At 74.2% G+C, this 18521-nt stretch carries 14 protein-coding genes and 2 pseudogenes; 8 read left to right on the forward strand and 8 right to left on the reverse strand.

Annotated features, from left to right (window positions below):
• Positions 1-44 precede the first annotated feature (44 nt).
• Together O7627_RS30245 and O7627_RS30250 are read left to right on the forward strand one after the other, a co-directional pair.
• The gene (locus tag O7627_RS30245; protein WP_278096855.1) at positions 45-1508 is read left to right on the forward strand and encodes a lytic murein transglycosylase; all 1464 of its coding nucleotides are present in this window, start codon (positions 45-47) and stop codon (positions 1506-1508) included.
• Positions 1509-1580: 72 nt separating this feature from the next.
• Entirely contained in the window at positions 1581-2606 is a 1026-nt protein-coding gene (locus tag O7627_RS30250; RefSeq protein ID WP_278098491.1) for a GNAT family N-acetyltransferase, read from the forward strand.
• A 41-nt stretch (positions 2607-2647) separates the two neighbouring features.
• Here O7627_RS30250 and hemB read toward each other — a convergent pair whose 3' ends face one another.
• The 5 genes and pseudogenes from hemB to O7627_RS30275 form a co-directional block, all read right to left on the reverse strand.
• Positions 2648-3631, reverse strand: a complete 984-nt coding sequence (gene hemB, locus O7627_RS30255) for a porphobilinogen synthase (protein WP_278096856.1) — start codon at positions 3629-3631, stop codon at positions 2648-2650.
• Between the two features lie 55 nt (positions 3632-3686).
• On the reverse strand, positions 3687-5267 hold the full coding sequence (locus tag O7627_RS30260; protein ID WP_278096857.1) for a uroporphyrinogen-III synthase: 1581 nt from the start codon (positions 5265-5267) through the stop codon (positions 3687-3689).
• Positions 5264-6247, reverse strand: a complete 984-nt coding sequence (hemC, locus tag O7627_RS30265; protein WP_278096858.1) for a hydroxymethylbilane synthase — start codon at positions 6245-6247, stop codon at positions 5264-5266. The genes O7627_RS30260 and hemC overlap by 4 nt, the downstream gene beginning before the upstream one ends.
• Complete coding sequence (locus O7627_RS30270) at positions 6244-7584, reverse strand: glutamyl-tRNA reductase (RefSeq protein WP_278096859.1); 1341 nt, start codon at positions 7582-7584, stop codon at positions 6244-6246. The genes hemC and O7627_RS30270 overlap by 4 nt, the downstream gene beginning before the upstream one ends.
• Before the next feature lie 146 nt (positions 7585-7730).
• Positions 7731-8474 (reverse strand): annotated as a pseudogene (locus O7627_RS30275) (redox-sensing transcriptional repressor Rex); the annotation flags it as partial.
• A gap of 355 nt (positions 8475-8829) precedes the next feature.
• Between O7627_RS30275 and O7627_RS30280 the strand changes: the two are divergent.
• Both O7627_RS30280 and O7627_RS30285 read left to right on the forward strand, forming a co-directional pair.
• The gene (locus O7627_RS30280) at positions 8830-10131 is read left to right on the forward strand and encodes a sensor histidine kinase (protein WP_278096860.1); all 1302 of its coding nucleotides are present in this window, start codon (positions 8830-8832) and stop codon (positions 10129-10131) included.
• Positions 10132-10159: 28 nt separating this feature from the next.
• Positions 10160-10828, forward strand: coding sequence for a response regulator transcription factor (locus O7627_RS30285; protein WP_278096861.1), 669 nt, complete (start codon positions 10160-10162; stop codon positions 10826-10828).
• Between the two features lie 15 nt (positions 10829-10843).
• Here the strand turns inward: O7627_RS30285 and O7627_RS30290 are convergent, their stop codons facing one another.
• Genes O7627_RS30290 through O7627_RS30300 form a run of 3 tightly spaced genes read right to left on the reverse strand, consistent with a single transcriptional unit; the run spans position 10844 to position 13468 of the window.
• Complete coding sequence (locus O7627_RS30290; protein WP_278096862.1) at positions 10844-11494, reverse strand: HAD hydrolase-like protein; 651 nt, start codon at positions 11492-11494, stop codon at positions 10844-10846.
• A gap of 56 nt (positions 11495-11550) precedes the next feature.
• A complete protein-coding gene (locus tag O7627_RS30295; protein WP_278096863.1) occupies positions 11551-11802 on the reverse strand; it encodes a glutaredoxin family protein in 252 nt (83 codons plus the stop codon).
• Positions 11795-13468 (reverse strand): AMP-binding protein, encoded by a 1674-nt coding sequence (locus O7627_RS30300; RefSeq protein ID WP_278096864.1) that lies wholly within the window; start codon positions 13466-13468, stop codon positions 11795-11797. The genes O7627_RS30295 and O7627_RS30300 overlap by 8 nt, the downstream gene beginning before the upstream one ends.
• A 664-nt stretch (positions 13469-14132) precedes the next feature.
• Here O7627_RS30300 and O7627_RS30305 point away from each other — a divergent pair.
• The 4 genes and pseudogenes from O7627_RS30305 to O7627_RS30320 all read left to right on the forward strand — a co-directional run bounded on the left by O7627_RS30305 (position 14133) and on the right by O7627_RS30320 (position 18501).
• Positions 14133-15086, forward strand: a complete 954-nt coding sequence (locus O7627_RS30305; protein WP_347404725.1) for an ECF subfamily RNA polymerase sigma factor, BldN family — start codon at positions 14133-14135, stop codon at positions 15084-15086.
• Positions 15087-15354: 268 nt separating this feature from the next.
• Positions 15355-16221 (forward strand): annotated as a pseudogene (locus tag O7627_RS30310) (DUF5667 domain-containing protein); the annotation flags it as partial.
• A 301-nt stretch (positions 16222-16522) separates the two neighbouring features.
• A complete protein-coding gene (locus tag O7627_RS30315) occupies positions 16523-17404 on the forward strand; it encodes an HAD-IB family hydrolase (protein ID WP_278096865.1) in 882 nt (293 codons plus the stop codon).
• Positions 17401-18501, forward strand: coding sequence for a hypothetical protein (locus tag O7627_RS30320; protein ID WP_278096866.1), 1101 nt, complete (start codon positions 17401-17403; stop codon positions 18499-18501). Before O7627_RS30315 ends, O7627_RS30320 begins: the two co-directional genes overlap by 4 nt.
• Positions 18502-18521 lie beyond the last annotated feature (20 nt).

Raw genomic sequence — 18521 nt, forward strand, 5'->3', positions numbered from 1 at the left:
GGCCGCACCTGTCATTTGCCGGTCAATGGGTAATACTCGAACGCGTGGCGGACGGCGACGAAACCCCGACGGCTCGGCCGCTGCGGCGCGCCGCGCCCACATTCGACGGACCGCTGGCCTCCTCCGGCGCCGCCCCCGAGTCGGCCCGACCGGCCGGACCCGCGCCGGATGTCGCACCGCCCACCTCGATTCCCGCGCAGCGCGCCGGGACCGATGCGCCCGCACCCGCGCCACCCGACCCCGCCGGACCACCGACGAGTCCGGACGCCCCGGAGGCACAGCCCCGCCCCGATCCCGAGCCGACGGGAGCGGCGCCGGGGACCCCGGCAGCACCGGCGGAGCCCTCCGCAACCCTCCCGCCCACGCCGACCGACCCCGCCACGGACCCGGACGCCGCGACACCCGGCGACCCGGCCACCTCCGCCGACGCCGCGACACCCGCCGGCGCTTCAACACCCACCGGCGCCGCGTCACCCGCCGACGCTTCAACACCCACCGACCCGACCACCCCCGCCGACGCCGCGACACCCACGGACCCCGCGACACCCACGGACCCCGCCACGCAGGTCGGCGCGCCGGGCGCGGTCGGTGCGGCCGCTGCCGCCGCACCGGCGGCAGCGGGGCGGCGGCGGATTCCGAACCCTCGGCGGCTCGCCGCCAGCTCGGTCCGGGCCACCCGGGACTGGTCCCGGCGACCGGCCGGCAGGCTCGCCGTACCCGGGCTGTCGCTGCTGCTGGTGGTGCTGGCGACCGGGGTGGCCGGGGCGGTTCTCGTGCCGGCCGCCGGCCGCGGACCGCAGGCCACCGGCGCCACCGCCACCCCCGAGACCAGCCTGCCGCCGTCCGCGGTCACCCCCGGCCCCGGAGTGCCCACCCCGGACCTGCCGGGCGCGCTCCCGCCGCTCGGCCAACCCACCGCCGATCCGATCGGCGGCGCCCCCGGCGAGGTGCTCACCGACTGGGCCACCCAGGTCGGCCAGCGGGTGGTGATCTCCGAGGTGGCGATGCGGGCGTACGGCTACGCCGAACTCGTGCTGGCCCGGACCACGCCCGGCTGCCAGCTCACCTGGACCACGCTGGCCGCGATCGGGCTGGTCGAGTCGAACCACGGCCGGGCCAACGGCGCCACCCTGCAGTCCGACGGGCTCGCCTCGCCACACATCATCGGCCTGCCGCTGGACGGCAAGGGCGACCGGCAACTCATCGCCGACACCGACGACGGCGCGATGGACGGCGACCCGGTCTACGACCGGGCGGTCGGACCGATGCAGTTCATCCCGACCACCTGGGACGAAAACGGCGCCGACGCCGACAACGACGGGGTGAAAAACCCCCACGACATCGACGACGCGGCACTTGCCGCTGGTAACTATCTGTGCAAGGGCGGCCGGAATTTGTCCACCGCCCAGGACTGGTGGAATGCCATCCTCTCCTATAACGACGTGCGGCCTTACGCCCAAGCGGTGTTCGAGGCGGCTAACAGGTACGGCACAGAAAGTCGCACATAGAGTGACGAGCTCGGCACATTGAAGAACTAGGCACTTTCGCCTGGCTGCTATAAGCGGCAAGCTAGACGGGTGATGGTGCGCGAGTGGGATCCCCGAACCGCGTCGTCCGCCGAGATCGAGTCGCTGCTGGACGCTGTCAACGCGGGCTTGGCGACCGACCAGCCGGAGGATCCCCAGTGGCAGAACAGTTCGTTGCGGGAGTACCTCACGGAGGTCATGCCCGGTGCGCGACGAATATCCTGGGTCGCCCAGGACGACCCGACCGAGGACGGCCAACCCGGGCCGATCCTCGGGCACATCCACGTGCTCCTGCTCGGCAACATGGGCGTGGTGGAGGTGCTGGTGCATCCCCGGGCCCGCCGACGCGGCCTGGGCCGGGAGCTGATGATCACGGCCGCCCGGCGGACCTACCAGGAGGGCTTCTCCGCCCTCGGCGCGGAGGTCGTCGGCGACACCCCGGCGGTGGCGTTCTTCGAGGCCCTCGGCTTCGCCAAGGAGTACATCGAGACCCGCAGCGTGCTGCGCCTGCCGACGGTGGACTGGAGCGCCCTGGGCGGGATGGCCGAGAGCGCCGCGCCGGGCTACCGGTTGGAGTTCCACCCCGGCAGCCCGCCGGATGAGCTGATCGAGCCGTACGCCCGGGCGAAGGCCGAGACCCGCGACATCGACGACGGCGACCTCAACCTGCGGCCCAGCTCGCACGACCCGCAGCAGCTGCGGGACAGCCTCGCCTGCCTGAACAACCGGGGCATGAAGCCGTACATCGTGCTGGCGATCCACGAGGCCAGCGGCGAGGTGGCCGGCCTGACCGAGGTGGTGGTGCCGGCCCAGCGCCCGACCCGCGCCGACCAGTACGACACGATCGTCACGCGGGCCCACGTCGGCCAGGGGATCGACCGGGCGATCAAGGCCCGGATGCTGCTCGAACTCCGCACCGCCGAGCCGAACCTGACCGAGGTGCAGACCTGGAACGCGCAGGTCAACGAGCCGATGCTCAAGGTCAACGCCGAGCTCGGCTTCCAACCGGACCGCGACTGGCTGGAGTACGGCGTCGACGTGGCCGAGCTGGTGCACCGGCTGGACGCCAACCCCCGCTGACCCGCGGACCGGCCGCCCGCGCGAGGCGGCCGGCCCGCGGGCTAGTAGCGTTCGCGCAGCAGCCGAGCCGCCTCGACCGCCCAGTAGGTGAGGATGATCTGCGCGCCGGCCCGCCGGATCGACGTCAGCGTCTCCAGGATGACCTGCTCCCGGTCCACCCACCCGTTGGCGGCGGCGGCCTCGACCGTGGCGTACTCGCCGGAGACCTGGTAGGCGGCGACCGGGACGTCGACCCGGTCGCGGACCGCGGCGATCACGTCCAGGTACGGCAGGGCAGGCTTCACCATCACCAGGTCGGCGCCCTCGGCCACGTCCAGCTCCACCTCGCGCAGCGACTCCCGCAGGTTCGCCGGGTCCTGCTGGTAGCTGCGCCGGTCGCCCTGCAACGCCGACTCGACCGCGTCCCGGAACGGGCCGAAGAAGGCCGAGGCGTACTTCACCGCGTACGCCAGGATCGTGGTGTCCTGGTGGCCGGCGGCGTCCAGCGCCCGCCGAACGGCCGCCACCTGGCCGTCCATCATCCCGGACGGGCCGACCACCGCCGTCCCGGCGGCGGCCTGCGCGACCGCCATCTCGGCGTACGCGGCCAGGGTGGCGTCGTTGTCCACCCGGCCGTCCGGGGTCAGCAGGCCGCAGTGTCCGTGCGAGGTGAACTCGTCCAGGCAGAGGTCGCTCATCAGCACCGTGCTGTCGCCGAGTTCGGCGGTCAGGTCGCGCAGCGCCACGTTGAGGATGCCGTCCGGGTCGATCCCGCCGGAGCCGGTCTCGTCCCGGCGAGCCGGTACGCCGAAGAGCATGATGCCGCCGACCCCGGCCTGGACCGCCTCGACGGCGGCCTTGCGCAGCGAGTCCCGGGAGTGCTGCAGCACCCCGGGCAGCGAGCCGACCGGCCGCGGCTCGGTCAGCCCTTCCTTGACGAACATCGGCAGTACCAGCTCGGCCGGGGCGGGGCGGCTCTCCGCCACCAGCCGCCGGAGCGCGGGCGTGCGCCGCAGCCGGCGCGGCCGGATGTCGGGGTAAGGCATGGCTCGACCCTTTCTTACCGGCCGCGGGGGGCGGCCGTGTCGGGCGGCGCGGCGGTTACCGGAACCGCAGTGCCGTCGGCCCCTGCACCTTGGAGCCGCGGCGCTGCTTGGCCGGCATCGCCGCCAGCTTCTCGCGCAGCTCCACCGCGTACGCGGCGAGGGCCTCGACCAGGTCGGGCACTGACGCGTGCGCGGGCTGGGCGTCGACCCGCAGGCCGAACTCCGTCGCCGTCTCCGCCGTTTTCGGACCAATCACCGCAACCACGGTACGCGCGTGCGGCTTGCCGGCGATACCCACCAGGTTCCGCACCGTGGACGAGGAGGTGAAGAGCACCGCGTCGAAACCACCCGACTTGATCGCGTCGCGGATCTCGGCGGGCGGCGGCGCGGCCCGCACCGTCCGGTACGCGGTCACGTCGTCCACCTCCCAGCCCCGCTCGGTGAGCCCGGCGGCGAGGGTCTCGGTGGCGATGTCGGCCCGCGGCAGCAGCACCCGGCCGACCGGGTCGAGCACCTCGTCGTGCGGGGAGAACTCGGCGAGCAGTCCTTCGGAGGACTGCTCCCCGCTCGGGATCAGCTCCGGCCGGATGCCGAACGCCCGGACCGCGTCCGCGGTGGCCTCCCCGATGCAGGCAATCTTGACGCCGCCGAAGTGCCGGGCGTCGAGGCCGTGCTCGGCGAACTTCTCCCAGACCGCCCGGACGGCGTTGACCGAGGTGAAGATCACCCAGGCGTACCTGCCGTCGACCAGGCCCTTGACGGCCCGCTCCATCTGGGCCGGGGTGCGCGGCGGCTCGACGGCGATGGTCGGCACCTCGCACGGGATCGCCCCGTACGCCCGCAACCGGGCGCTCATCACGCCGGCCTGCTCCTTGGTCCGGGGCACCAGCACCTTCCAGCCGTACAGCGGCCGGTTCTCCCACCAGCTCAGCTTGTCGCGCTGGCCGACCCCGGCGCCCAGGGTGAGCACCACCCGGCCGGTGAAGCCGAGCGCGGCGGCCACGAAGCTGTCCACCGTCGAGGTGGTGGTGTACTGCGTCTCGCCGGTGCCGTCGCCGGTCACCCCGACGGCGGTGGTGCCGTCCACGCCGGCGGCGAGCAGGCCGTCCCGGATGGCGGCCAGGTCGCCGGCGTCGACCGCCAGCGCGAGCGAGCCCCGGCCGATCGCGGCGGCCAGCGCCTCGAAGTCGAGCGCGCCGACGTCGTCGACGTCGGCCGCGGTCCGTACGCCGGGCAGCGGTACGCCCGCGTAGGTCGCCACCCCCTCGGCCTGGCTGACCCCGGGCACCACCTCGAAGTGCACGGCGGTACGCGCCACCGCCTGCACCTCCTTGACCACCGAGTCGTGCCCGAACGGGTCGCCGGCGACCAGGTGCACGGCGGCGAGGCCGGACCGGGCCGCCGAGATCAGCACCTTCGCCACGTCGCCGGGGGCGCCCTCGGCCGGGGTGAACTGGGCGTCCTCCTTGGCCTCGGCGCGGATGGCGGCCAGCAGCGAGTCGGGCACGCTCCGGTCGAAGATCACCTGGTCGGCGTCGACCAGGGCGTCGTGCGCCCGGCGGGTCAGCAGGCCCGGGTCGCCGGGGCCGGCCCCGACGAAGGCGATCTGGCCTGCGGGCTTACGGGTGCGGGTCATCCTGTAGCTCCAGATTCCTGAGTCCTCGCGCCGGTGGAGTTGGGCGTGCCGAGGATCGTGTCGGCGCCGAGGTCGAGCAGTTCGGTGGCGAGGGCCTTGCCGACCTCCGCCGCCTCGGCGGGCGTACCGGTGCGGGACAGCCGCAGGTCGCGGTCACCGTCCGGGCTGATCACCGCCCCGCGCAGGTAGATCTCATCGGTGGCCCCGCCGGAGTCGTCCGGTTCGCCTTCGGCGATGACCGCGAACGCGGCGACCGGCGCACTGCAGCCGGCCTCCAGGGTGGCCAGGAAGGTCCGTTCCGCGGTGATCGCGGCCCGGGTCGGTGCGTGGTCGAGCCGGGCGAGCAGCTCGATCAGGTCCGGGTCGTCGAGCCGACACTCCACCGCGAGCGCGCCCTGGGCGGGCGCGGGCAGCATCAGCATCGGATCGAGCGTCTCGGTGATCTCGGCGGTCCGACCGATCCGGGCCAGCCCGGCCCGGGCCAGCACCACCGCGTCGAGGTCGGCGTCCGGGCCGAGCACCCGGCCGAGCCGGGTGTCGATGTTGCCGCGGATCGGGGTGACCGTCAGTTGCAGGCCGAGGGCGTGCAGCTGGGCGATCCGGCGGGGCGCACCGGTGCCGACCGTGGCGCCGGGCGCGAGCTCGGCGAGGGTACGCCCGTCCCGGGCCACCAGCGCGTCGCGTGGGTCCTCCCGGGGCGGTACGGCCGCGATGTGCAGGCCGGGGTGGGCCGCCGTGGGCAGGTCCTTGTACGAGTGGACGGCGAAGTCGATCTCCTTGGCCTCCAGCGCGTCGCGCAGCGCGGAGACGAAGACCCCGACGCCGAGCCGCTGCACCGGGGCGCTGGACCGGTCGCCGGCGGTGGTCACCTCGACCAGTTCGACCTCGCGGCCGGTGGCGTCCCGCAGCGCGGTGGCGATCTGCCCGGCCTGGGCCATCGCCAGCGTGCTGCCCCTGGTGCCGAGTCGCAGTGCGGTCATCGACCATCTCCCGTTCCGGTGCCGGAGTACCCGATGTCCGGGATCCGGTCCACCTGGCCGGTGCGCGGCACCTCCAGGTCGAACAGTTCGCGCAGCAGCGCGGTGTACTGGTCGCCGCCGGGCTCGGCGGCGAGTTGGCGGACCCGTACGGTCGGCGAGTGCAGCAGGCGTTGCACCACCCGGTGCACGGTGTGGGCGACGTCGGCCCGCTGGTCGTCGGTGAGGTCGGGGCGGCGCTGCGCGAGTCGCCCCAGCTCGGCGGCGACCACCTCGTCGGCGCGGGTCCGCAGGGCCGCCACGGTCGGCGCCACGTCCGCGCCGCGCAGCCAGCTCAGGAACGCCTCCACCTCGGCGGCGACGATCTGCGCCACGGCGGTGGTCTCGGTGGCGGCCGGTCCGTCCGGCAGCCCGGCCGCCAGCGAGTCGATGTCGATCACCTCGACGCCGGGCAGGTCCGCGACGGTCGGTTCGATGTCGCGGGGCACCGCGAGATCGAGCAGGACCAGGGTGGACCGGCCGGCGGATCGCCGGGCGGCCACCGCCGGGGCGACCAGGTCGCGGGTGAGGACCGCTTCCGTGGACGCCGTGGCGGCCACTACGATGTCTACAGTGGACAAGATGGCGGCCAGGTCGGCGATCGGGACGGCGTGCGCGCCGTACGCCCCGGCCAGCCGGGCGGCCCGGTCGGCCCCCCGGTTGGTGACGGTCAGCGACCCGGCGCCGAGCCGGGAGAGCGTCGCCACCGCGAGTGCGCCCATCGAGCCGGCGCCGACGACAAGCGCCGGGCGGCCGGCGAGGCCGTCGGCGAAGTGCCCGGCTGCGAGCCCCAGCGCGGCGGTGACCACGTTCTGGCCGGCCCGGTCGATGCCGGTCTCGGTGTGCGCCCGCTTGCCCACCCGCAGGGCCTGCTGCATCAGCTCGTGCAGCAACCGGCCGGCGCTGTCGGACTCGCTCGCCGCGTGGTAGGCGTCCCGCAGCTGGCCGAGGATCTGCGCCTCGCCGACGACCATCGAGTCGAGCCCGGCCGCGACCCGGAACGCGTGTTCGACGGCGGCGGAGTCGTAGTGCACGTAGAGGTGGTTGGCGAGCGCCGCTGGTGGGCAGCCGGCCTTGGCCGCCAGCACCGAGCAGATGTCGCCGAGGCCACCGTGGAACCCGGAGACCGCGGCGTACACCTCGACCCGGTTGCAGGTGGAGACCACCACGGCCTCGCCGACGTACGGCAGCGCGAGCAGCCGGCCGAGGAAGTCCGGGAGGTCGGCGGGGGCGACCGCCAGCCGCTCCAGGGTGCCGACCGGAGCGGTGCGGTAGGAGGCGCCGACGACGAGCAGGTTCACGTACCGACCGCCTCTGCATCAGGGTCTGCCGGTCGGCGTACCCCGGCCGGCGGGGCGTCCGGCGCCGCCCGGCGAATCCGGGGCGGCGGGGCGTCCGGGTGCGACGACGGCCGGCGGTGCGCGCCCGGGGCCGCGTCGGTGGTGCCGGTGGCGGCCAGCCCGGCCGACACGGCGGCCAGGCCGGCGCCCGCCGTCGCCGGCAGCGAGGTGAGCGAGGACTTGCGGTGCTCGTGGAACGACAGGATCTGCAGCTCGATCGCGAGATCCACCTTGCGGACGTCGACGCCGTCGGGGACCGAGAGCACGCACGGCGCGAAGTTGAGGATGCTGGTGACCCCGGCGGCCACCAGCTGCGCCGCCACCTGCTGCGCGGCGGTCGCGGGGGTGGCGATGACGCCGATCGTGATCGCCTCCTCGGCGACCGTCCGTTCCAGGTCGTCGATGTGCCGGACCAGCACCCCGTTGATCCGTTCGCCGACCCGGGCCGGGTCGGCGTCGAAGAGCGCCGCGATCCGGAAACCCCGGGTGGCGAAGCCGGCGTACCCGGAGAGAGCGTGACCGAGATTACCCACGCCGACCAGCGCGACCGCCCGCCGCTGGGTGAGTCCGAGCACGTACTCGATCTGGTCGACGAGCAACGCGACGTCGTAGCCGACCCCGCGGGTGCCGTACGAGCCGAGGTGGGAGAGGTCCTTGCGGAGCTTCGCCGAGTTCACCCCCGCCGCCGCGGCCAGGCCCTCGCTGGAGATGGTGTCGTTGCCGGCCTCCGCGAGGTGGTGCAGCGCGCGGAGGTACTCGGGGAGCCGGGCCACCGTGGCCTCGGGCAGGTCCGGCAGCGCCGGAACGGCACCGGTGCGGCCCGCGACGCCGGCGGGACGGTCCTGGCTCATGCGACTCCGTGCGGTGCGATCGTCGACCGGCCCGACCGACCGGTCACTATGGGGCTCCCGCTGGCGGCCACTGTGACCGGCTGTGCTAGCAGGGCTCGTCGGTGTAACAGAGTAGGCGCTTGTGAAGACGTGCACAAATCGCGATCTTGTAAGACCGCGACCGCGGTTCATCAGGTCCTCCGTTCTCAAGATCGGATAAACGGGGTGCGGGGCGGTGGTGCGGCGATTATGGCGCAATTCAGACTTCTCCGCCCAGTCGTACCGGCCGCCACGCCGGCCGGTGGGGCCAGCCCTACCAGGAAAAGACCGGCCGATGGGATGGGAGTGGCCGGCCGTGCTGCCTAGCGTCGACGACATGAGCGCGTCCCAACCCCTGTCCGCCGGTGTCGAGCCCGGCCCACCAAGCATGCTCCGGCAACTCGGCATCGACTCGGGCTACGTGCTCCTCGGCCTCCCGCTCGGACTGGCCAGCTTCATCGTGCTGCTGGCCGGCCTGGTGGCCGGCGTCTCGCTCGCGGTCTCCGTGATCGGCCTGCCGATCCTCGCCGGCACCCTCTACGCCGCCCGCGGCTGGGCCGACATCGAACGGCTCCGGCTGCCCGCGGTGCTCCGGCAACCCCGGATCCGACCGCACTACCGGATCGCCGAGCCGGGCGCGAACGCCTGGCGGCGGATCTTCGTACCGATCGCCGACGCCCAGTCCTGGCTCGACCTGGCGCACGGCTGCCTCAAGATCGCCATTGCTTCGGCCACCTTCGTGATCACGGTCGCCTGGTGGGTCGCCGCCATCGCCGGCTCGTTCTACTGGGCGTACGACTGGACCATCCCGCCGTATCCCGAGGGGGACGGGCTGCACCAGCTGCTCGGGCTCGGCGACTCCGCGGCGGCCCGGATCGGCCTCTACACCGCGATGGGCCTGTTCTTCCTGATCACCCTCCCGATCGTGGTACGCGGCTGCGCGCTGATGCAGGCCGGCTTCGCCCGGGCGCTGCTGACCGGGGTGGCCGAGATGCGCAACCGGATCACCGTGCTGGAGGAGCAGAAGCGGGCCGCCGTGTCGGCCGAGGCGACCGCCCTGCGCCGGCTGGAACGCGACATCCACGACGGGCCGCAGCAACGGCTGGTGCGGCTGGCCATGGACCTCAGCCGGGCCCGCCAACAGCTCGCCACCGATCCGGAGGCGGCCGGCCGGACCATCGACGAGGCGCTCACCCAGACCCGGGACACGCTGGCCGAGCTGCGGGCCCTCTCCCGGGGCATCGCGCCACCGATCCTGGTGGACCGGGGCCTGCCCAGTGCGCTGGCGGCGCTCGCCGGCCGGGGGGTGATCCCGATCGAGCTGACCGTCGACCCCCGGCTCGGCACCCCCGAGGGTCGGCTGGAGCCGGCGGTGGAGAGCACCGCCTACTTCGTGGTCGCCGAGGCGCTCACCAACGTCGCCAAGCACAGCCGGGCCACCGAGTGCTGGCTGACCGTCACCCGGACCGAACACGGACTGGACATCGTGGTGATCGACGACGGCGAGGGCGGCGCCCACCTCTCCAAGGGGCACGGCCTGGCCGGCATCGCCGACCGGACCCGGGCGACCGGTGGGACGCTCACCGTGACCAGCCCGCCGGGCGGCCCCACCGAGATCCACGCCCGGCTGCCATGCTGATCCCGTCCAAGCCCGGAGGGGAGGCTCCATGCGCCTGGTGATCGCCGACGACGCCGTACTGCTCCGGGAGGGGCTGGTCCGGCTGCTCACCGAGCACGGCCACCAGGTGGTGGCGGCGGTGGGCGACGGCGACGCCCTGGTCGAGGCGGTCGTCGAACACCAGCCCGACGTCTCGATCGTCGACGTCCGGATGCCGCCCACACACACCGACGAAGGGCTCCGGGCCGCGGTCGAGGCCCGCCGCCGGGTGCCCCGTACCCCGATCCTGGTCCTCTCCCAGTACGTCGAGGTCTCCTACGCCGACGACCTGCTGGCCACCGTCAAACCGGTCGGCGGGGTCGGCTCCGGCGGCGGCATCGGCTACCTGCTCAAGGACCGGGTGGCCGCGATCGACGAGTTCCTCGACGCGCTGAACCGGGTGGCCGCCGGCGGCACCGTCCTGGACCCCGAGGTGGTCGGGCAGCTGCTGGTCCGGCGCCGCCGCGACGACCCACTACGCGAGCTGACCCCCCGGGAACGGGAGGTGCTCGGGCTGATGGCCGAGGGCCGCTCCAACACCGCGATCGCCCGGGCGATGGTGGTCAGCGACGGCGCGGTGGAGAAGCACGTGCGCAACATCTTCACCAAGCTGCAGTTGCCGCCCGACGAGGAGCAGCACCGCCGGGTCCTCGCGGTGCTGACCTACCTGCGCGGCTGACCACCGCCCCGGCCCTCAGTCCAGGCCGGCGGCGATCTCGACCGCCTCGGTGAGCGTGTCGGCGAACGGCCGCCCGGAGCGGCGCACCCGATCCGGGTCGGTGAAGCCGCCGGTGTAGAGCACGCAGCGGGCGCCGACCGACTCGGCCGCCTCGGCGTCGTCGATCGAGTCCCCGATCAGCACCACCGACCCGCCGTCCAGGCCGAGCTCGGTCAGGTGCTCGGCCAGATGCCCGGCCTTCGGCCCGCCGCCGACCGCGGACCGCAGGCCGTCGACCCGCGCGAAGACGCCGGTCAACCCGTAGGTCTCGACGGTCGGCACCAGCTCGTCGTGGAACCACATGGACAGCAGCGACTGCGAACCGGCCCAGGCCCGCATCGCCGCGGCGGCGTCGGCCGCCAGCTCGCAGTTGGTCAGCCCGACCCGGTACGCGTCGTGGAAGATCCGGTCCAGCCGCCCGTACTCGTCGGCGTCGACGAGCCGGCCCAGCACCTCGGCGTAGTACTCCGCGATCGGGCGGCGGAACCGCCGCCGGTGCTCGTCGGCGGAGACCACCGGCCCGGCGACGGTGGCGAAGGCGGCGTTCGTCGAGGCGACGACGAGGTCGATGTCGTTGAGCAGGGTGCCGTTCCAGTCCCAGACCAGGTGGCTGCGCGCGAGGTCCACCCCGGCACGATACGACCCGGCACCGACACCCGCACCGCGCGGGCGGGTGCCCGCGCTCACGGTCGGGGTGCGGTCAGGTCCCGCAGCAGCCGGTCCTCCTCCACCCGCCAGTAGCCGTGTTCCCGGCCGTCCAGCAGCACCACCGGCACCCGGTCGCCGTACTCGCCCTCCAGCTCCGGGTCGCCGTTGAGCTCCACCTCGACCCAGCGGTCCCCGGTCACCGCGGTGACCCGTTCGATCGCCTCCTTGGCCACCTCGCAGAGGTGGCAGCCGGACCGGGTGATCAGGGTCAACCGGGCCTCACGCATCGCCGTACTCCGATCTGAGCTGGGTCTTGCGAACCTTGCCGATCACCGACCGGGGCAGCGTGTCGACGAACCGCACCCGGGTCGGCCGCTTGAACCGGGCCAGGCTGGTCGCGCAGTGGGCCAGCACCTCGTCGGCGGTGAGCGAGCTGCCCGGCGTGCGGACCACGTACGCCTCGACGGCCTGGCCGGTGCGCGGGTCCGGCACCGCCACCGCGGCCGACTCCCGCACCTGCGGATGCGCCTCGAGCACCAGCTCCACCTCGCGTGGGTAGACGTTGAAGCCGTTGACCAGGATCAGCTCGCCGAGCCGGTCCACCAGGAACAGATCACCGTCGGCGTCCGCGTAGCCGACGTCGCCGGTCGGCCACCAGCCGTCCGGGTCCGGGCCGTCCCGCCCGTCCGGCCAGTAGCCGGCGAAGAGGTTGTCCCCCCGGACCACGAGCTGGCCCGGGTCCGTGCCGGCCGAGGGCAGATCCAACTCCGGCCCGTCGTCGCCGGGCCCGGTGCCGTCCGGCCCGGCGCCGTCGGTGCTCGCCCGGGTGGCCCGGCCTTGCGCGCGCCAGAACTCGTCCCCGGCGGCGGAGACCAGCCGCACCTCGACGCCGGGGATGGGGCGGCCGATCGAGCCGGGCTTGGGCCGGTCGACGGGGAGCGTCGAGGTCAGCACCGGAGCGGTCTCGGTCAGGCCGTACCCGATCTGCACGGGCGTGCCGAACAGGGCGGCGCAGCGCGTCGCGACGGCCGGGTCCAGCGGCGCGGCGCCACACACCGCGAGCCGGACGGCGGCCAGCTCCCCGGCGGACGCCGGCCGGTCGGCGCCGGCGGCCGCCCAACCGGCGAACATCGACGGTACGCCGACCAGCACGCTCACCCGGTGCCGGGCGATCAGCGCCAGCCCTTCCGCCGGTTCGAACCGGTCGACGAGTACGCCACACGCCCCGTGGTGGACGACGGCGCCGAGCGCGGAGTTCAGCCCGTAGGCGTGGAACAGCGGCAGGGCGAGCAGCACCACGTCGTCCGGCCCGAGTACCGGCGGCTCGATCCGGCCGAGCTGCTCATGGTTGGCGAGCAGGGCGCGGTGCGACAGCATGGCGCCCTTGGCCCGGCCGGTGGTGCCGGAGGTGTAGAGCAGCACGGCGAGGTCGTCCAACCCGGCCCCACCCGGCGACCCGCCCGCGCCGGTGTCGGGCTCGGCGGTCGGCGGCGCGGGCAGGGACCGGGCCAGCGCCGGCAGCTCGGCCCCGAGCCCGGCCACCAGTTCCCGCACCGGGGCGGTGCCGATCAGCACCTTGGCGCCCGAGTCGGCGAGCACGTGCCGCAGTTCGGGGGCCGTGTAGTCGGGGTTCACCGGCACCGCGACCAGCCCGGCTCGCAGCGTGGCGAAGTACGCCACCACGAAGTCCACCCCGTTGCCGAGCGCGATGGCCACCCGGGCCGCCGGCCCGGCCGCGGTGCCGGCTCCGGTGGGCGGCCGGGTGGGGTCGGGTTGGACGGTCCGGGCCAGGGCGGCGGCGGTCCGGTCCACAGCGGTGTCCAGGTCGGCCCAGGTGACGATCCGGTCGTCGGCGAGCAGCGCTGGTCGGTCGGGCCGATCCTGGGCGGTGAGCCGGATCCGGTCGGCGAGAGTGGCGCCCAGTCCTTCCTGCACGGTCGCTGAGTCTGGCACAGCCGTGATCCCGATCGCCACGCCTCGACTACCGCTCGCCGGGGCGGTACCTTCCACGGAAGCGGCCCGATCACCTTGCCGGGCTCGCCGGCCCGGTCCGGCCGGCATCTTTAGCAAGACCATCACCGGCACGGCAAGCCCGTGCCGGCCTTCGGCATGTCCGGCTGTCTTGCCTGGTCAGAGCCCTCTTCAACGGCCTGTCACCGATCCGACAGCGGACAGTACGTGCGGCCGGCATGGGCTGATCGGCGAAATACTTCGGCACCTCTGTAATGGACTCGCCACACACGGGTGACGTTGGCCCTATCATCACTCGGGTCGGCTCACCCCTTTTGCCGTGAGTCGACACCCCTCAGCCCGAGGAGGCCGCCGTGCCTGTAAGAGCACCGCACCAGCACCTCACCGGCGCGTGCCGCCCCACGGCGCGCCCGGCCCGCACGATCCGGGGTCGCGCACCGCGCCGCGCGAACCCCGTGGCCGCGGCCGCCCCGTGCCGCCCCGCTTCCGTGCCGGCGCGGGCTGTCGGGGAGGCCAAGTGAGCACATACGGGTACGCGAACGGACGCGGGCACTGGCAGGGTTCCGGTGGTCATCCGGGCAGGCCGGCCAGCCGGGAGGTGAGCGGCGCGCGACGCGCCCTCGCCGAAGGGCTGACCGCGCTCCGGCTGTCCATGGACGACATGCTGAGCCTGGCGGTCCGGGGGGACGGCACCCCGAAACGCACCCGGAACCGGCCGCATCCGAACGAGACCCCGGCCCGGCACGCGCCGCCCGGGAGCAACGCCAAGCCGATCGGCGGCCGGGTGGCCACCCCACCGCGACCGGCGATGCCGAACCAGCCCGGCCCGGGGCAGCAGACCCCCGGCCAGCAGACACCGGGGCAACCGACGCCGGGGCAGCAGCCTCCCGGGCAACCGGCGGCGCCGGACGGCGGCGGGCGGGCGACCACGGCCGAGGCGGAGACCGCCCTGCTGCCGGTGGTGCCGGCCCAGGACACCCCGCGGCCGGCCGGCGGCAGCCCGACCGGCTACCCGGACCGGCCGGATCCCTCCGACCCGGCGAACGTGGTCTGGTCGCTGGTGGAACGCGCCCAGGCCGGCGAGTCGGAGGCGTTCGGTCTGATCTACGACCGGTACGTGGACACGGTCTTCCGGTTCGTCTACTTCCGGGTGGGCAACCGGCAACTCGCGGAGGATCTGACCTCCGACACCTTCCTGCGGGCGCTCAAGCGGATCGGCAGCTTCACCTGGCAGGGCCGGGACCTGGGCGCGTGGCTGGTCACCATCGCCCGCAACCTCGTCGCCGACCACTTCAAGTCCGGTCGGTACCGACTGGAAGTTACTACGGGTGACGTTCTGGATGCGGACCGCGAGGATCGCGGCCCGGAGGGCAGCCCCGAGGCCGCCGTCGTGGAGCACATCACGAACGTCGCCCTGTTGACCGCGGTCAAGCAGCTCAACCCCGAACAGCAGGAGTGCATCGTGCTCCGCTTCCTACAGGGCTTCTCAGTCGCGGAGACCGCCCAGGCGATGGGGAAGAACGAGGGCGCCATCAAGGCCCTGCAGTACCGCGCGGTCCGGGCGCTGGCCCGGTTGCTGCCGGACGGGTTCCAACCGTGAGCCGGTCCACCGCGCGGTCAGCGACGCCCCTCACTCTTCGTGATATCCGCCGCCGCGTGGCCGTAACCGTCCCACCCCGACAACCGTTTGTCCGGGTGCGACCGGCGGTTCATTCCGCACCGCTGCGGACCACCGGCTCAGCCAGCTGACCGGGCTCGGACCACCGCGACCGGTCCGCCGCCGCAGTCGCTCCGGCCAGCGATGACGGCCGATCGCACGGGGCCGTGAACAGCGAAGGGAGGTGCCGGCGGTGGGTAGCAGCAGAGAAATGTTCGACCGCCGGCGCGCCGAGCGCTTCGCGCAACTTCTTGACGAAGCCAACGGCGGTCGCCGCCACCATGTCCGGTCCCGCCACGACGACGAGCTGACCAGCCTGGTCGCCTTCGGCAAACGGGTCTGTGACACCTCGCCGGCCGCGCCGCTCGACCCGGAGTTCCGGTCCGCCCTGCGCGCCAGCCTGATGGCCACGGCCGAGCGGGACGGCATCGGCAGCACCGCCATCGAGGAGCCCGCCAGCCGGCCCTTCTGGCGTCAGAACGCGGCCGGGCTGTCGCCAGCCGCCCGCGCCCAGCAGACCCGACGTCGGGCGCGCCGCACCATCGTGGTCACCGTCGCCGCCGGGGCGATCGCCGTGTCGGGGATGTCCGCGGCCAGCGAAGGCGCCCTGCCCGGCGACGCCCTGTACGGGATGAAGCGATCCACCGAACGCGCCCAGCTCGCCCTGACCAGCTCGGACCTGAGCCGCGGCCAACTCTTCCTGGAGTTCGCCCGGACCCGGCTGGCCGAGGCGGAGGCGGTCCAGGGCGACGTGTACGGCTTCGACGCGGTCCTCGACGACATGGACGACGACACCAGGCAGGGTGTCCGGTTGCTGACCACCGCAGCCGTCGACCGGCGGGACGCGGGGGCGCTCGACACCATCGTCACCTTCCTGACCTCCCAGCACCGCCAGGTGGCCACCCTGCGCGAGGGCGCCACCGCGGCCGAACGGCGCCGGGCCGGCCAGTCGCTCGCCCTGCTGGACCAGATCAAGGCGCGGGCCGACGGCCTGCGGATGGCACTGCTCTGCGGTGCCGAGCCGGTGGCCGGCCGGCCGGACTCGCTCGGCCCGCTGCCGCAGCAGTGCCCGATCAGCCGGGCGCCGATCGGTGACCAACCGTCCGCGCCGACCGACGAGGGCGCCGGTGAGGTCCGGTCACCGGAGACGCCCCGCGCGGAGCGGAAGGCCCCGGCCGGGCCGGACACCGACCAGCCGGCGGACGACGACTCCGCCGAGGTCCAGCCGAAGCCGGAGGACCTGATCGACCGGACGGACCGCAAGTCCGTCGACTGAGTCGCCTCCGCCCACGCACCGGCGGCGACTGCGGCTACCCTCGCTGGAGGCACGCCTCGCCGCCGCGGCGCGTGCCGTCCATCGAGCGGAGGGAGAGCATCGGGTGGCCCGCACCCCGAAGGTGACCGTCAGCGCCGACGCGCACGGACACATCGCCGGTTGGGGCACGACCGGGCTCGCCGAGCCGCCGCCGTCCGCGCCGGGCCCGGAGCGCGCCGCCGCCGGGTTCTTCGACATCGACAACACGATGCTGCAGGGCGCCTCCCTCTACTGGTTCGCCCGCGGGCTGGCCGCCCGCAACTACTTCACCGCCGGGGACCTGGCCCGGTTCGCCTGGCGGCAGGCCCGGTTCCGGCTGCTCGCCACCGAGCACCCCGGTGACATGTCGCACGCCCGGCAGGCCGCGCTCGCGTTCGTCGAGGGCTGGCGGGTGGACGAGCTGGAGCGCCTCACCCTGGAGATCTTCGACGAGCTGATGGCCAGCCGGATCTGGCCGGGCAGCCGCGCCCTGGCCGAGCTGCACCTGGCCGCCGGGGAGCGGGTCTGGCTGGTCAGCGCCGCCCCGGTCGAGATCGGCCGGGTGATCGCCGCCCGGCTCGGCCTGACCGGCGCCATCGGCACGGTGGCCGAGATCCGCGGCGGCGCCTACACCGGGCGGCTGGTGGGCGACCTGATGCACGGCCCGGCCAAGGCCGACGCGGTCCGGCAGCTCGCCGAGGTGGAAGGGCTCGATCTGCGCCGCTGCGCGGCGTACAGCGACTCGGCGAACGACATCCCGATGCTCTCCGCCGTCGGGCGGCCGGTCGCGGTCAACCCGGACGGCGCGCTGCTGCAGCAGGCCCGGCTGCGCGGCTGGACCGTGCACGACTTCCGCTCCGGGCGGCGGGCCGCGCGGATCGCCGTACCCTCGACGGTGGCTGCCGGGCTGGTGGCCGGCGCGGTCACCGCGGGGCTGGCCGCCCGGCGGAGGTGGCAGGTCCGATGAGGCTTGCCAGTTCCCGGTCCGGCCTGATCGGGCTGGCGGTGGCGTTGGTCGCCGCGACCGTGCTGCTGGTGCTTCCGTCGGCCGGCTCGGAGCCCGCCGAGCAGGCGGTGTTCACCGTCGAGCAGGCCTGGCCGGACGCCCAGCGGGTGGAGATCCCGGCGTCGCTGCCCGACGGCCCGGCGTTCAATCCGGTCTACCTGCTCGACGGCGGGGCCGCGGTGGGCACCGCCCCCAGCCCGAGCGGGGACGCGTTACGGCTGCTGGTGCACACCGCCGCCGGCGAGGTGCGCGAGCTGCGCCGGCTGCCCACCGACATCGCGCCGCAGTACAGCGGGGTCACCGTCGCGGGTGACCGGATCGCCTGGGCCGAGACCACGAACGATCCGGACGGCCTGGGCCGCACCACGCTCTGGCTGGCCGGGTTGGCCGCGGACCAGCCGGCCCGCCAGCTCACCGCCGACGCCGGCGACGTCGTCTTCTTCAATTCCGAGTACGACCTGCTGCTGCACTCCGAGCGGCTGCACTGGGTGGCGGTCGCGCCCGGCGAGGAGACCGCCACCGAGCTGCGGTCGGTGCCGCTGGCCGGCGGCACCGTCGAGATCCGCACCGAGCCGGGCGCCTGGGCGCGGTCGGCCTGGCCCTGGCTGGTCAGCGCGGGCACCGGCGAGAGCGGGCCGATCCAGCTGCGTGACCTGGAAGCTCGCAAGATCATCGAGGTGGATGCGGCCGGCACCGAGCTGGTGAGCTGCAGCCCGGCCTGGTGCCGGGTGCTGGTGCTGGGCAGCGACGGGCCGGGCCGGATCGACCTGATGCGCCCGGATGGCGCCGACCGCCGGGAGGTGGCGGCCGGCACCGCGACCGCCTCGATCATCGACGTGGCGGTGCTGGACCGGTTCGAGGTGCTGTCCCTCTCCGATGCGCAGCGCACCGCCACCGGCACCCAGCAGCTGCTCCTCTACGACCTGCGCGAGGAGCGGACGGTGACGGTGGCCGAGGGCATCGGCTCGGTGCTGTACCGGAGCGGCCGGCTCTGGTGGTCCACCGGCGGCTCCGAGATCACCGGCTGGAGCGGGCTGGACCTGCGCAGCCTGGACTGAGCTACCGACCAGCGGGCGCG

Source organism: Solwaraspora sp. WMMD1047 (assembly GCF_029626155.1).
Lineage (GTDB): Bacteria > Actinomycetota > Actinomycetes > Mycobacteriales > Micromonosporaceae > WMMD1047.

Excerpts from the sequence above, each read along its gene's own strand:
- hemC (WP_278096858.1), bottom strand. The coding sequence starts at position 6,247 with ATGACCGCACTGCGACTCGGCACCAGGGGCAGCACGCTGGCGATGGCC.
- O7627_RS30280 (WP_278096860.1), top strand. The coding sequence starts at position 8,830 with ATGAGCGCGTCCCAACCCCTGTCCGCCGGTGTCGAGCCCGGCCCACCA.
- O7627_RS30250 (WP_278098491.1), top strand. The coding sequence starts at position 1,581 with ATGGTGCGCGAGTGGGATCCCCGAACCGCGTCGTCCGCCGAGATCGAG.
- O7627_RS30320 (WP_278096866.1), top strand. The coding sequence starts at position 17,401 with ATGAGGCTTGCCAGTTCCCGGTCCGGCCTGATCGGGCTGGCGGTGGCG.
- hemB (WP_278096856.1), bottom strand. The coding sequence starts at position 3,631 with ATGCCTTACCCCGACATCCGGCCGCGCCGGCTGCGGCGCACGCCCGCG.
- O7627_RS30295 (WP_278096863.1), bottom strand. The coding sequence starts at position 11,802 with ATGCGTGAGGCCCGGTTGACCCTGATCACCCGGTCCGGCTGCCACCTC.
- O7627_RS30260 (WP_278096857.1), bottom strand. The coding sequence starts at position 5,267 with ATGACCCGCACCCGTAAGCCCGCAGGCCAGATCGCCTTCGTCGGGGCC.
- O7627_RS30285 (WP_278096861.1), top strand. The coding sequence starts at position 10,160 with ATGCGCCTGGTGATCGCCGACGACGCCGTACTGCTCCGGGAGGGGCTG.